This window comes from Streptomyces yatensis, from assembly GCF_018069625.1.
Taxonomy (GTDB): Bacteria; Actinomycetota; Actinomycetes; order Streptomycetales; family Streptomycetaceae; genus Streptomyces; species Streptomyces yatensis.
This window is the reverse complement of record NZ_CP072941.1, coordinates 5,768,425-5,782,018: the sequence shown is the minus strand read 5'-3', so window position 1 is coordinate 5,782,018 and position 13,594 is coordinate 5,768,425. Positions and strand designations below refer to the sequence as shown.

9 protein-coding genes are annotated in these 13,594 nt (G+C 73.3%); 3 read left to right on the top strand and 6 right to left on the bottom strand.

The features are described 5' to 3' along the window. Window positions 1–115 precede the first annotated feature (115 nt). The 4 genes from thpR to J8403_RS24345 form a co-directional block, all read right to left on the bottom strand. Window positions 116–694, bottom strand: coding sequence for an RNA 2',3'-cyclic phosphodiesterase (gene thpR / locus J8403_RS24360; protein ID WP_211125013.1), 579 nt, complete (start codon window positions 692–694; stop codon window positions 116–118). 124 nt (window positions 695–818) lie between these two features. Beyond that, a complete protein-coding gene (locus tag J8403_RS24355) occupies window positions 819–2,201 on the bottom strand; it encodes an MFS transporter (protein WP_211125012.1) in 1,383 nt (460 codons plus the stop codon). Window positions 2,202–2,233: 32 nt separating this feature from the next. Continuing rightward, on the bottom strand, window positions 2,234–2,695 hold the full coding sequence (locus J8403_RS24350) for a MarR family winged helix-turn-helix transcriptional regulator (RefSeq protein ID WP_246585964.1): 462 nt from the start codon (window positions 2,693–2,695) through the stop codon (window positions 2,234–2,236). A gap of 177 nt (window positions 2,696–2,872) precedes the next feature. Beyond that, the gene (locus J8403_RS24345; protein ID WP_211125010.1) at window positions 2,873–4,339 is read right to left on the bottom strand and encodes an NCS2 family permease; all 1,467 of its coding nucleotides are present in this window, start codon (window positions 4,337–4,339) and stop codon (window positions 2,873–2,875) included. A 170-nt stretch (window positions 4,340–4,509) separates the two neighbouring features. Between J8403_RS24345 and J8403_RS24340 the strand changes: the two genes are divergently transcribed. Further along, a complete protein-coding gene (locus J8403_RS24340; protein WP_059142700.1) occupies window positions 4,510–4,773 on the top strand; it encodes a DUF2530 domain-containing protein in 264 nt (87 codons plus the stop codon). 455 nt (window positions 4,774–5,228) lie between these two features. Further along, window positions 5,229–6,047 (top strand): SAM-dependent methyltransferase, encoded by an 819-nt coding sequence (locus tag J8403_RS24335; protein ID WP_211125009.1) that lies wholly within the window; start codon window positions 5,229–5,231, stop codon window positions 6,045–6,047. A 162-nt stretch (window positions 6,048–6,209) separates the two neighbouring features. Here the strand turns inward: J8403_RS24335 and J8403_RS24330 are convergent, their stop codons facing one another. After that, window positions 6,210–9,749, bottom strand: coding sequence for a sacsin N-terminal ATP-binding-like domain-containing protein (locus J8403_RS24330; protein WP_246586371.1), 3,540 nt, complete (start codon window positions 9,747–9,749; stop codon window positions 6,210–6,212). A gap of 1,003 nt (window positions 9,750–10,752) precedes the next feature. Further along, window positions 10,753–11,658, bottom strand: a complete 906-nt coding sequence (locus J8403_RS24325; protein WP_211128403.1) for a DUF3027 domain-containing protein — start codon at window positions 11,656–11,658, stop codon at window positions 10,753–10,755. 422 nt (window positions 11,659–12,080) lie between these two features. Here J8403_RS24325 and J8403_RS24320 point away from each other — a divergent pair, with 422 nt between their 5' ends. Beyond that, window positions 12,081–13,547, top strand: coding sequence for an MFS transporter (locus tag J8403_RS24320; protein WP_425519901.1), 1,467 nt, complete (start codon window positions 12,081–12,083; stop codon window positions 13,545–13,547). Window positions 13,548–13,594 lie beyond the last annotated feature (47 nt).

Sequence of the window (13,594 nt, the reverse complement as noted above, 5' to 3'; positions counted from 1 at the left end):
GCGACGACGACGAGAATCAGCACCAGCGCGCCGCTCATGATCATGTTTCTGGTCTTGGGATCCACAGGCTCGAGATTAGCCGGACCGCTCAGCCGCTCATCAGCCGGACCGCCGCTCAGTGCCCCAGCGGCCAGGCCGCCACCACCTCGTAGCGCGGCTGCCGCCCGGGGACGCCCGGGGCCGGTGGATGGCTGCGCACCAGGCAGAGCTCGCCCACGGTCCACTCCCGGCCCGCGAAGTCGGTGAGCCCGTCCACGTACGGCCCCAGGCTGGTGGCGGAGCGGTGGCGGGAGGACCGGGCACGGGCGATGGTCAGATGCGGGTGGTACGGACGGTGCCGGTCCATGGGGACCCCGACCCGTCGGCCCCCCGCCTCGGCGGAGTCGGCCAGCCGCCGCAGGGCCTCGCTGTCGCCGTCGACGCCCACCCACACCACCCGGTCGTCGAACCGGCCCCCGCCCGCCAGCCGCAGCTCATGGGCGTGGTGCCGATGGGCGGCGCGGGCCAGCCGGGTGTGCAGCTCGGGCAGCACCTCCTCGGCCACCTCACCGTAGAAGGCGAGCGTGAAGTGCCAGCCCTCCCGCTCGGTCCAGCGCAGTCCGTCCGCCCCCGGCAGCGTCTGGAGCGTCTTGACCCGCGCGGCCAGCTCGGCGACGGCCGCGTCCGGCGGCAGGACGGCGGCGAAGAGTCTCATCCGCCCAGTCTCCCGCACGGAGGGTTGGGAACTCAGCCCCTCCAGGGGGCACCTCCCAGCGGTAGCTGGGGGAGTTCGAGGAGCGGGGTCCGGGGCGGAGCCCCGGCGAGCCCAACGGCGTGGCTCAGGCCGTGGCCGCCAGTGGCTTCTCCTCCGGTGTGCGGGGGACGAAGACCACACGCGGGTGGCCGCGCCGGAGGTCCAGCTTCACCCGCAGACCGCCGGCCCGGACCAGGAGCAGCCCCACCGTGCCCGCGGCGGCGGCCGAGATCAGACCGCCCGCGGCGAAGCCGATGCGCGCACCGCAGGTGTCGGTCAGCCAGCCCACCAGCGGGCCGCCGATCGGCGTACCGCCGACGAAGACCATCATGAACAGGCTCATCACCCGGCCCCGCATCGCGGGATCGGTCGCGAGCTGGACGCTGGAGTTCGCGGTCACGTTGAACGTCAGGCTGAAGATCCCGATCGGCACCATGAGCGCCGCGAAGAGCCAGAAGTACGGGGTCGCCGCCGCGACCATCTCCAGCACGCCGAACATCAGCGCGGCCCCGACCAGCAGCCGCCGCCGGGCCACCACGCGCCGGGCGGCCAGCAGCGCACCGGTCACCGAGCCGATCGCGATCAGCGTGTTGAGCAGGCCGTACGTACCGGGTCCGGCGTGGAAGACATCGTCGGCGAAGGCGCTCAGCCAGATCGGGAAGTTGAAGCCGAAGGTGCCGATGAAGCCGACGAGCACGATCGGCCAGATCAGATCGGGGTTCCCGGCGACATAGCGCAGCCCTTCCCGCAGCTGCCCCTTGCCGCGCGGCGCCCGCTCGACCTTGTGCAGCTCGCTGGTGCGCATCAGCAGCAGCCCGATGATCGGGGCGGCGAAGGAGAGTCCGTTGATCAGGAAGGCCCAGCCGCTGCCCACGGCGGTGATCAGCACACCGGCGACCGCCGGGCCGACCAGCCGGGCGGACTGGAAGTTCGCGGAGTTGAGGCTCACCGCGTTCCGCAGGTCCTTGGGTCCGACCATCTCGTTGACGAAGACCTGGCGGGTCGGGTTGTCGACGACGGTGACCATGCCGAGCAGGAACGCGATCAGATAGACATGCCAGACCTGCACATGGCCGCTGAGGGTGAGGGCGGCGAGGGCGAGCCCGCACAGCCCCAGCGCGGTCTGGGTGAACAGCAGCAGCCGCCGTCGGGGACATCGGTCCGCGAGCACCCCGCCGTACAGCCCGAAGAGCAGCATGGGCAGGAACTGCAGCGCGGTGGTGATACCGACGGCGGTGGAGGAGCCGGTGATGCTGAGGACCAGCCAGTCCTGGGCGATCCGCGACATCCAGGTGCCGGTGTTGGAGATCATGGCACCGGTGGCGAACAGCCGGTAGTTACGGACCTTCAGCGAACGGAAGGTCCCGCCCCGGGTGCGTCCCGTGGTGACGGGGGAGGCGGGGTCGGGCGCGGGGTGTGTGGGGTGCTTCGGTGCGGGTGCGGAGTCTGCTCCGGGTCCCGTACTCAAGTGTGTTCGCCTCCTGGCTGCCTCGGTTGTTCTTACAAATGCGCAAGCTTCTCCAGCACGGGCGCGGCGGCGCGCAGCACCTCCCACTCGTCCTCGGTCAGCTCCCCGACCAGCTCGGCCAGCCAGGCGTTGCGCTTGCGTCGGCTCTCCTCGAGCATGGCCTCGGCCCGCTCGGTCGGCGAGACGACCTTCTGCCGCCGGTCCTCGGGATGCGGCTCGAGCCTGACCAGTCCCTTGGCCTCCAGCAGCGCCACGATGCGGGTCATCGACGGCGGCTGGACATGCTCCTTGCGGGCCAGCTCACCGGGGGTGGCGGAGCCGCACTGGGCCAGCGTGCCCAGGACCGCCATTTCGGTCGGGCTGAGCGACTCATCCACCCGCTGGTGCTTGAGCCGCCGCGAGAGGCGCATCACTGCCGACCGCAGGGCGCTCACGGCGGCCGCGTCATCGGGGGGCGCCTCCGCGTTGTGCTGGGAGCGGGACAGATCCGGCATGGTCTTTAGCATAACTCATTACCTCGCCTAATGAAAACCCTGGTGACTTCCCTATTTCTATTTCACCCGAACGAGTGAGTTGACTCCGGGTAGTAACGCGCAGAGAGACGTGAGAGCGCCCAGAACCCTCGGAGGTTCTGGGCGCTCATGCGGGGATGACGCGACGTGTGAGGCGACTCAGGAGACGCCGAGCGCCTGCTCGATCGGGTTGAGCAGGAAGTACACCAGGAAGCACAGCCCCACCGCGCCCAGCAGCCACGGGATCTCCCGGGTCCGCCGGGTGGCGATGCGCAGCAGCAGGAACGAGAGCACGCCCAGCCCGATCCCGTTGGTGATGCTGTAGGTGAACGGCATCGAGATCATGGTCAGGAAGGCCGGGATCGCGACCGTGAAATCGCTCCAGTCGATCTCCTTGACGTTCGCCGCCATGATCAGGAAGCCGACGACCACCAGCGCGGGGGTCGCGGCCTGCGAGGGCACCACCTTGGCCAGCGGGGTGAAGACCAGCGCGAGCAGGAAGAGACCGCCGGTCACCACGTTCGCGAGGCCCGTGCGCGCCCCTTCCCCGACGCCCGCCGTGGACTCGACGAAGCAGGTGTTGGCCGAGGCCGAGCCGAAGCCACCGCCCGCGACCGCGACGCCGTCCACCATCAGGATCCGGCCCATGCCCGGCAGCTGCCCGCGCTCATCGGTCAGCCCGGCCTCCTCGCCGACGCCGATGATCGTGCCCATCGCGTCGAAGAAGCCGGAGAGCAGCACGGTGAAGACGAAGAGACAGCCGGTGAGCAGACCGACCTCATGGAAGCCGCCGAAGAGGCTGACATGGCCGACCAGGCCGAAGTCCGGGGTGTCGACCACCTTCTCCGGCACCTTCGGGATGGTCAGCCCCCACTTCGCGTCCGGGATGTGGGCCAGGGAGTTGATCACGATCGCGACCAGGGTCATGGTCACGATGCCGATGAGGATCGCACCGCGCGTCTTGCGGACGATCAGGATGAACGTGAGCGCGAGACCGACCACGAACACCAGCACCGGCCAGCCGTCCAGCCGCCCGGCCACTCCGAGCCCCAGGGGGACGGTGGTGTGCGCGGAGTCGGGGTTACGGGTGACGAAGCCGGAGTCGACCAGGCCGATCAGGGCGATGAACAGCCCGATGCCGATCGCGATCGCCCGCCGCAGCCCGGCCGGGATCGCGTCCATCACCCGCTGCCGCAGCCCCGAGGCGACGAGGATCATCAGCACCAGACCCGCGAGCACCACCATGCCCATCGCGTCCGGCCAGCTCATCTTGGGTGCGAGCTGCAGCGAGACCACGGCGTTGATGCCCAGGCCCGCGGCGAGCGCGATGGGGACGTTGCCGATGATCCCCATGAGCAGCGTGGTCAGGCCCGCGACCAGGGCGGTGGCGGTGACCAGCTGGCCGTTGTTGAGCTGATGACCGAACTTGTCCGTACCGGCCCCGAGGATGATCGGGTTCAGCACGACGATGTAGGCCATCGCAAAGAAGGTGGCCAGGCCGCCACGGATCTCCCGGGAGACCGAGGAGCCACGCTCACGGATCTTGAAGAACTTGTCGATGCCGTTCATAGGGGGAATCGGAGCCTGTTCGCTGGCGTCGACCGGCGCGGGGGCCGAGGGGGACATGGATGACCTCAGTCTTGCGTGAACATCAACAGCGGGTCTCTTGGACGATCGAACAAGACATTCCAGCCAGACCCGAAAGCATTCAGTATGAAACTATTAAGGCCAGATCGCCAAACCGGTCCCGGTACGGCCCCGACCGGGCCCATGACCGGCCCCCTTAAGCTGTGGCCATGACGAAGTGGACCCCCAAGCACGAGGCGCCGGAGCCGCTCGAGGGCAATGTCGTGGCCACGATCACCGGCGGCACGATCGTGTGGTTCGTCCTCTTCCTCGTCCAGCTGCCCTTCTACCGCTGGTTCGACGAGCACGGACATCTGTGGTGGCTGTGGACCTGCCTGGCCGGCGGCGCCCTCGGACTGCTCGGCGTCTGGTACGTACGGGCCCGGGACGCGGCGATCAACGGCTCGCGGAACGGCGACGCGCAGAACGGCTGACGCGCAGAACGGCTGACGCGCCCACCCCGAGCGCACACACCACACACCCGCGACGGAGAGACGCACCCGCGACGACGGCGCGCACCTGCGACGGCGGCACACCCGCGTCGGCGGCGCGCGCCCGTGACGGCGGCGCGCACCCGCGACGGCGGCACACCCGCGTCGGCGGCGCGCGCCCGTGATGGCGCGGCGCCGGACCGTCGCCGTTCCCGGCGGCGATCCGGCGCCCTGGCCTGGTGCGCGGGCGCGCTCCCCTCCTCGCGACGCACCCGCTCACCCGTCTGTGGTGCACACAGAAAGATGAGGGCCCCGCCGCGAAGACGCGTGGGCGGAGCCGGATGCGACAACTGTACGATCTTCACGGGCCGTTCACAATGTTGCGGAAGCCTCACGGCGCACACTTTGTTCGGGAACTACCGTCTTGTGGCGGCCAACTCACCAGTAATGTGAGGGATATGACCGGTAACCGCTTTCGTGCCGATGAGATCGACACCAGCAAGCCGCACTCGGCCCGCATGTATGACTACTTCCTGGGCGGTAAGACCCACTACGCGGTCGACACCCACGCCGCCGAACAGGTCGAGGCCGTCTGGCCCGACGTCAAGCCGTGGACCCGTGCCAACCGGTCATTCATGCACCGCGCGACCCGCTGGCTCGCGCGCGAGGCGGGCATCCGGCAGTTCCTGGACATCGGCACCGGTATCCCGACCGAGCCCAACCTCCACCAGGTCGCCCAGGAGATAGCCCCCGACTCCCGGATCGTCTACGCGGACAACGACCCCATCGTGCTGGCCTACGCCCAGGCCCTGTTGCTCTCCACGCCCGAGGGCCGCACCGCCTACATCCACGCGGACGTCACCGAACCGGAGGCCATCCTGGCCGCCGAGGAGCTGACCGACACCCTCGATCTGTCCCAGCCGATCGCCCTGTCGCTCAACGCGATCATGCACTTCATCGCGAACGAGCAGAAGCCGTACGAGATCGTGCGACAGCTGGTCGAGCCCTTGGTGTCGGGCAGCTACCTCGTGCTCTCGCACGGTGGGCTCGACCCCCGCGGCGGGGTCTCGGACGCGGTGACCAACCTCTACCGCAGCAGCGGCATCCATGTGCAGGGCCGCACCCAGGAGGAGGTCCTTCCGTTCTTCGACGGGCTGGAGCTGGTCGACCCGGGCGTGGTGATGCCCCACCGCTGGAAGCCCGAGAACGAACAGGCCAGGGCGGAGGCGGAGGCCAAGGACCTGTGGATCTACGCGGGCGTGGCGCGCAAGCCCTGACGCGGACGAGCAAGCCCTGACCGGGGGCGCGGGGGCCCTGACCGGGGCGCGAGACGTGGCCCCGGGCGCGAGCCCGGCCCCGGGCAGGACCTGACCCGGGGCGCAAGCTCCTCCCCCGGGCAGCCCCCGGCGTCCGTCAGCCAAACAGCCCCCGGGCGTCCGTCAGTCGAACCAGCGGGCCCGCGCCAGCTCCTCCGTACGGGTCAGATCCTCCAGCAGGGCCGCCACCTCGAACCGGCGCGACCAGTGGCCCGCGGCCCACGCCAGACCGGCCGCGACACCCTCGACCGTCGAGGCGTGCAGGGTGCCGTCCACGTACCGCCAGTCCAGCTCGTCCTCGCCCTCGATCAGCAGCTCTTCGTGCTCGACGTACGACAGCGGGGCGCCCGGGAGGAGTTCGCGGACCGCCTCGGGCACCTCGTGCGGATCGCCCTGTGAGGTCACCCGCGCCGGGTACGCCTCGCTCAGCCGCCGCACCTGGAACAGCTCGGCCAGCTCCGCCGCCCGGGTGGGCCGTACGGGCAGCAGCGCCCGGCCGTCCGCCTCGGCCAGCGGCATCAGGTCCGGGGCGTCCGCGACCAGCGCCTCGCCCGCCTCGACCACCGTCGGTTCGCCGTCCACGATGGCGCGTACGTCGTCCGGCAGGGTCACCTGCTCGGGTTCCAGGTCGGCCAACTGCCCGTAGATGGCGTGCAGCTGGGCGGGGGTCACCTCGCGGTCCGGGTCGGCGAGGCGGGCCAGCAGCTCGGCGGCGCCACCCGGCTCGTCCAGCAGCGCGGCGACGGAGGTCCGTACCCCCAGCGCCCGCAGCACCTGCTCGTCCTCGAACCCGGCCGCGTCCACCGCCTCGTACAGCCCCGCCAGCAGCGGATCGCCCCCGGCCGCGCGCAGCCCGGCGGGGCGGCGGCCGTCGAGCACCGGATGGCCGCGCAGCCACCACGCGGTGTACGAGCGCACGGTCTCCGTCGTGCCGTCCGGCAGCAGCACCCGCACCGGCGCGGTGAGCGCGTCGCGCAGCGGCGGCTGGGCGAGCATGGCGAGCGCCCGCGGCCAGGCGTCGTCGTCGACCAGGTCCAGGTCCCGTACGGCCACGATCTCGGTGGCCACCGGCGGCACCGGCGTCTGCGGCAGCCGGTCCAGCACGTCCTCGCACCACACGTCGACGGCGTCCAGCACGCCGACGTCGTCGGGCTCGGTGAAGTCGCCCTCGCGCGGCTCCAGTTCATCGGGGTCCAGCACCACATCGGTGGCCCTGACCAGCGTGAAGCCCGCCAGCACACCGACCGCGGCCAGCGGCTGCTCGCCCCAGCGCTCGGCCAGTTCGGCGTCGCACGCGGCCAGTTCGCCTTCCCGCATCACCTGCTCGAAGGCGCTGCCGGGAAGGACCAGTTCACCGGCCGGGGCCAGCTCCCCGTCCTCGTCCGGCAGCGCGAGCGCGGCGAGCCACGGCTCGTCGCCGGGCGCCAGCCGGGCCTGCTGGACCAGGCCGAGAACGGTGTCGGCCAGCGTGTCGGCGTCCAGCGCCGCGCCCAGGGCCTCGCCCTCCTCCGCGAACGGGTCGTACTCGTCCTCCGCCTCCAGCGAATGCGCGACGGCGGCCCGCACCTGCGGGGTCGTCAGCACGGCGCGGGGGGTGGCGGGGGTCGCGCCGAGCTTCTCCAGGAGTGGATGGGCGGCGTCCGGATGTGCAACTTTCAGGCCGAGGCGGGCGAGGGTGCGATGCGTGGCGCTGACCGCGCCGCCGCGCTCGGGGGCCTCGGTGGTCCCGGCGAGTCCGGCGGACTCGGCGGTTCCGGCCATCCCCGCCATCCCCGCCATCCCGGCGGGCTCGGCAGGCTCGGCGCCCCAGGCGGACTCGGCGGACGGTGCGGACTCGGCGGTTCCGATGCTGTCCAGGTCGCCGTCGGCCTCGCCCGGCAGCGGCAGCAGCACCTGCCGGGGCCCGATCGTCGTCCGGCCGTCCGCCAGCGGCACCGGCAGCCCGCTGAGCCGGTCCGGGTCGATGCCGCCCAGCGAGTCGTACAGCCGCCGCCACCAGGCCGGGGCCCGCTCCACACCCGCGAGCCGGTCGATGAGCTCGCCCAGCGGCACCCGGGCCACGCCCAGCACCCGCAGCTCCGAACGGCGCTCAAGACCCGCGGGCAGCAGCGTGGGGAACAGCTCGGCCAGCACCTCCACCGTCTCCGCGCCCGCGCCCTCGACGACCTCGGCGTCCCGGGGCCGCAGCGCGTGCGGCTCGCCCTCGAAACCGCCGCGCGCCAGCACGTCGTCGTCCCAGTCGGCCGGGGAGTCGGCCGCGGCGACCGGCGGGGCGGACGCGGACACGGCCGCATCGCCCGCCGCGGGGCCGCCCTGGGCGGCGTCCGGCCCGAGCGCGTCCGGCGACCCGAGCCAGCCCGCCACGGCTTCGGCGCCCGCGCCCACCGCCGGTGCGGCGGCGCTGGGCAGGAACGGCACCCTCGGCAGCCGCTCCAGCACCCTCCGGCGCAGCTCCCCGTCCAGCTCGCCCTTGCCCAGCTGGCCCGGGACCAGGTCGATCGTGCCGACCGAGACCGGATGCCAGTCGCGCAGCAGCGTCGCGTACGACTCGGCCGCGCGGTCCAGCAGGAAGTCCGTGAGCGGGCCGGGGGCGGTGTGGCGGCGGGTGGGCTCCAGCGGGAAGGACGCGATCAGCAGCGCCGGCATGCCCAGCGGCTCATCGGTCGGGGTCGGGGCGTGGACGACCGGGGCGGTCGCGGACCGTACCGGCGCGCCCTCCGCGTCCACCGGAACCGCCCAGGTCACCGACCACACCGGGCGCAGCCGCTCCTCCACCGGGCGGTCGGCGAGCAGCTCCGGCTCCAGCCGCCCGCCGGCGCTCTCGGTGCGCCAGCGCGTCGTACCGCGTGCGCCGCCGCCCTCACGGCTGCCCTCGCCGCCGCCCTCACGGCTGTCCTCGATGACGGTGTACGGGCCCTCCTGGCGGCGGCGCAGCGTCCGGGTGCCCTCGACGGTCTCCACCACGACCTCGGCCAGACCGGGGAGGGTGAGCAGCAGCGCGTCGTCGATCCCGGCCAGCAGCCGCTCGGCCACGTCCATAGCGGCACCGTCGCGCAGCGGCAGCACCACGACGGTGTCGTAGCCGTCCGGGGCGATCCCCTCGGCGGGCAGCGGCAGCCGCAGCAGCGGCACGTGCCCGTCGCGGCGGCGCAGCTCCTCGGCGAGGCCGGGGCTGGTGGCGGCGGCGTGCTGGGTCAGCTCCCGCGCCTCGGCCAGCGACCAGCGCACCCCGCCGGTGCGGCCCACGACCGCGGGCTCGTCGCTCACCGCGAGCACCGCCGCGAAGCCGACGCCGAACCGCCCGACCGCGCTCTCCGGCTCGTCCCGCTTGGCCGACGCCCGCAGGGTGGACAGCGACTCGACCCCGACCGCGTCCAGCGGCGCCCCGGTGTTGGCGGCGGCCAGCACGGCGGGCTCGCCGTCGGTGGCCGGCCGCAGGGTCAGCCGGAGCCGTCCGGGCACCCCGGCACGGGCGGCGGCGTCCGCCGCGTTCTGGGCCATCTCGACGACCAGCCGGTCGCGGTGGCCGCCCAGCGCCAGGTCCTCCTCGGCGTTGGCGTCCTCCCGGAACCGGGCGGGCGAAGCGGCCCAGGCGTCCAGCACGCCGCGCCGCAGCCGCGCGGTCCCGAACGGGTCCGCGTCCTCGGTCGCGCCTCGCACCATCGCCGTGCTGCTCACGTCTCGCCTCCGGAGTTCCTGGTCGGGGTCCGTCCTGCGCCGCGGCGCCACACCGCCGAGTCCCCCGCGGTGCGGCTCGCCCCACCGCGCTCGTCGTTCCCTCGCGTGTCGCCCTTGCTAGCCGCGAACGTACCGCTATCCGCGCCCAAACGACGCCTCGGGCTCCAGACAACCGGATTCCCCACCTCAGCCCCGAGCCCTCCCCGCCTCAGCCCCGAGCCCTCCCCGCCTCAGCCCCGAGCCCTCCCCGCCTCAGCACCAGCTCCTCCCCGCCGCGCCCCGAGCCCATCGGCCCCCGGGCGCCCGGCCCCGGCCGCCCAGCCCCTCCGCCCAACTCGGCCGAGCCTCCACCGGCAGACCGCCCCGCGGGGGCAGAAACCGAGGCGGCCGGACTCGCTGTTGGGCCCGACGACGGGCGGCCACGGGCAGACCGGACGCGCGGACCGAGCCGGGCACGGCCGGGCCATGACGCACGGGGCCGCCCGCCGGACGCGCGTCGCACGGGCCCGCCTCACGGGGGCCCGCCTCACGGGGCCCGCCTCACAGACCGCCTCGTGCTGCGCCGCCCGGCCCAGGCGCGTGGGGCTCCCGGCAGGGCGGGACCAGGCGTCGCCGGACGAGTCCGGGGGGCGCGTATCCGGGGCAGCCGCGAGGGCTCTCGGCCGCCAACGCAGCGACCAGCCGCGGCAGCACGTGCCCCGACCGGGTCAGCGGCCGGACAGCAGCCGTCACGGCCGCCCCACGGGGCGGCGGCAGCGGGGGTCCGCAGACGCCATCGCGGCGACCGGCGCGGCCGCCGGGGCGGACCGCCCGGCCGGGCCTGAGGCGAGTCTCAGCGATGGGCGACGGCACGCCCGCCCAGGCGCCCGCCAGGGCGCCCCGCAGGCCGCCTCAGCCGACGGCCCACAGGCCCCGCGGGCCGCCTCAGCCGACGGCCCACAGGGCGCCACAGGCCGCCACAGGGCGCCACAGGCCGCCACAGGCCGCCTCAGCTGTGGCCCAGTTCCTCCGGCGGGGTGTCCGCCTCGACCGAGCCGCTCGCGCGGTCCGGGTGGAGGGGGAGCGGTTCGACGACGGTCTCGTCGACCACCGGCGCGGACGGGCGCGGGGGCTTGGGCATGACGGCCGCCTCGGAGTGGGCGCCGCAGCCGTACGAGAGGGAGACGACGCGGCCGTCCGCCGGGCTGAACTCATTCGCGCACACCCCGAACGCCTGTCCCAGCGAGCCGCCGAGGGGCATCAGGAAGCCGCAGGTCGCGCACGTGCCGGGGGCCGCCTGGGCCATGGGGGTCTGGGCGCCGTACGCCTCGTCCCAGCGGTCGGCCGCGACGTGGAGGCCGTAGCGGGACAGCACCCGGGCGCGGCGCATGCCCAGCTCCTCGGCGATGGCCGCGATCGAGCCGGTCTTGGGCGCGGCGGTCTGGGAGCCGGGGGCGCCGGCCGTCACATCGGCCTCCTCCACCGCCGCGAGCTGCTGCATCTCCTCCGAGACCACGGAGTTGGGCGGCGGGGCGTCCTCGCCCGAGTAGCCCGGCTCCAGGCGCAGGTCCTCGGCCTCGGTGGGGAGCAGATCGCCCGGCCCCATGTCGCCGGGGCGCAGCCGCTCGCTCCAGGGCACCCACTCCGGCGCGAGCAGCGCGTCGGGGCCGGGGAGCAGTACCGTCTCGTCCAGGGTGACGGTCTTCGCGCGGGAGGCGCGGGTCACGGTGACCGCCCAGCGCCAGCCGCGATAGCCCGGCTCGGGGCTCTCGAAGAGATGCGTGACCACGCGGTCGCCCTCGGCGACAGCGCCCATATACTCGCCGACCTTCCCCGGAAAGGCGGCTTCCATGGCCGCCTCACGGGCGAGTTCGACCGCCTCGGCGCACAGGCGGTCGGGGGTACGGCTTCGCATCGCACTCACAGGATCGATTCTCTCTTCCACGCCGTCGCAGCCGTCTGACCTGGTGCGCCAGCCGTACGGCCGGAACGCGGGACCGCGGACGGAGCGGACCATGGGGCCGCGTCGACGTCCGCGCCCATCCGGCCTTCGGGCGCACCTTGTACGTCCCATTCTGCGGGATGGCTACTCGGCACACGGCCAGGAACGACCCTCGGTGGCGCGGTTACGCACGCTACCTTGTCCGGCCGCGCAGCCCCTACCCCCGTCCCATGCCCGTCCCCGGCCGCCGCACCGTCCACCCCCTGCCCGCCCACCCCGGGGAAACCACATTTCCGCTGGACAGCGCGGTGTTGCCGATCTCCGCCGACGGCGCCGCCATCCGGAAAGCGGTCGAAGGTCTGACGCCGGGGCCGCGTTGGCTGCACCATGGTCAGGTGGCAGGCACGCGGTGGTACAGCGGCGGTTCGACCAAGCGGTCGGGCCGCTGGGTCGTCCATGCGCTCCGTCTGCCCTTCGCGCTCCGTCTCCCCTTCACCGCGGCCGGGCGGGGCATCCGCCGGGCCACCCACGCCCATGGGGCCGGGGAGTCGGGGCTGGGCAAGCTGATCGAGCTGCACGCGGTGAACTCCGCGGGCGACATGATGATCACTGTCGCGCTCGCCTCCACGATCTTCTTCTCGGTCCCGACCGACGAGGCCCGCGGGCGGGTCGCGCTCTACCTGGTCATCACCATGGCGCCCTTCGCGCTCCTCGCGCCCGTCATCGGCCCGCTCCTGGACCGCCTTCCGCACGGCCGCCGCGCGGCCATGGCGGGCGCGATGCTGACCCGTGCGGTGCTCGCGCTGACGATGGCGGGCGCGGTGGTGGGCGGCGGGCTCGAGCTGTATCCGGCGGCGCTGGGCGTGCTGGTGGCGTCCAAGGCGTACGGAGTCGTCCGTTCCGCCGTCGTGCCACGGCTGCTCCCACCCCACTTCTCCCTGGTCAAGGCCAACTCACGGGTCACCCTCGCCGGGCTGCTCGCGACCGGCGTGGCGGCCCCGCTGGGGGCCGTGCTGCATCAGATCGGCCCGGGCTGGCCGCTCTACGGGGCGTCCGTGATCTTCCTGCTGGGCGGATTCCTGTCGTTCACCCTTCCGCACAAGGTGGACTCCGCGAAGGGTGAGGCCAGGGCGCAGCTGACCTCCGGACAGCGCCATCTGCATCTTCCGGTGACGGTGCGTAAACCCAAGGCCAGGGTCGGCGGGTCCAGAACAGCCTTCTGGGCCCTCTTTTGGGACTCCATCCGGAGGAACGGTTCCGGGCGGCTCGGCCTCCGTACGGTCGGCCCCTCCGTACTGCACGCCCTTCAGGCGTGCGCCGCGCTGAAGGCCCTGTCCGGGTTCCTCACCCTCTTCCTGGCCTTCCTCCTCCGCGACCAGCCCGTGGGCGGGCTCGGCCCCGAGGTCTCGCTCGGCCTGGCCGCCGTCTGCGCGGGCGGCGGCAACGCGCTGGGCACCGCGATCGGCGCCTGGCTGCGGACGCGCGGCCCGGAGCGGATCATCGCGGTGGTGCTGAGCTCGGCCCTGGCCGTGATCATCGTGTCGGCGACCTTCTACGGCGCGGTGACGGTGGCCGCCGTGGCCGCCACCGCCGGAATCTCCCAGGCGCTGGGCAAGCTGTCGCTGGACGCGCTGATCCAGCGCGACGTCCCCGAGGAGGTTCGCACCTCCGCGTTCTCCCGCTCCGAGACGACGCTCCAGATGGCGTGGGTCCTCGGCGGCGCCATCGGCATCGTGCTGCCGCTCCACGGGGTGCTGGGGATGGCGGTCGCGGCGGCGGTGCTCGCGCTGGGCGTGGCGCTGAGCGTCCGCGGGCTGCTGAGCGCCTCCCGGCAGGGGACGCCGTATCCACGGGTGGCTTGAGGATCCACGGGTGGCTTGAGGCGCGTGGGCGACGGGGCTTGTCGCGC

Coding starts and splice junctions, on each gene's coding strand:
- thpR (WP_211125013.1), bottom strand. CDS start 694: ATGAGACTCTTCGCCGCCGTCCTGCCGCCGGACGCGGCCGTCGCCGAG.
- J8403_RS24350 (WP_246585964.1), bottom strand. CDS start 2,695: ATGCCGGATCTGTCCCGCTCCCAGCACAACGCGGAGGCGCCCCCCGAT.
- J8403_RS24345 (WP_211125010.1), bottom strand. CDS start 4,339: ATGTCCCCCTCGGCCCCCGCGCCGGTCGACGCCAGCGAACAGGCTCCG.
- J8403_RS24340 (WP_059142700.1), top strand. CDS start 4,510: ATGACGAAGTGGACCCCCAAGCACGAGGCGCCGGAGCCGCTCGAGGGC.
- J8403_RS24335 (WP_211125009.1), top strand. CDS start 5,229: ATGACCGGTAACCGCTTTCGTGCCGATGAGATCGACACCAGCAAGCCG.
- J8403_RS24330 (WP_246586371.1), bottom strand. CDS start 9,749: ATGGTGCGAGGCGCGACCGAGGACGCGGACCCGTTCGGGACCGCGCGG.
- J8403_RS24325 (WP_211128403.1), bottom strand. CDS start 11,658: ATGCGAAGCCGTACCCCCGACCGCCTGTGCGCCGAGGCGGTCGAACTC.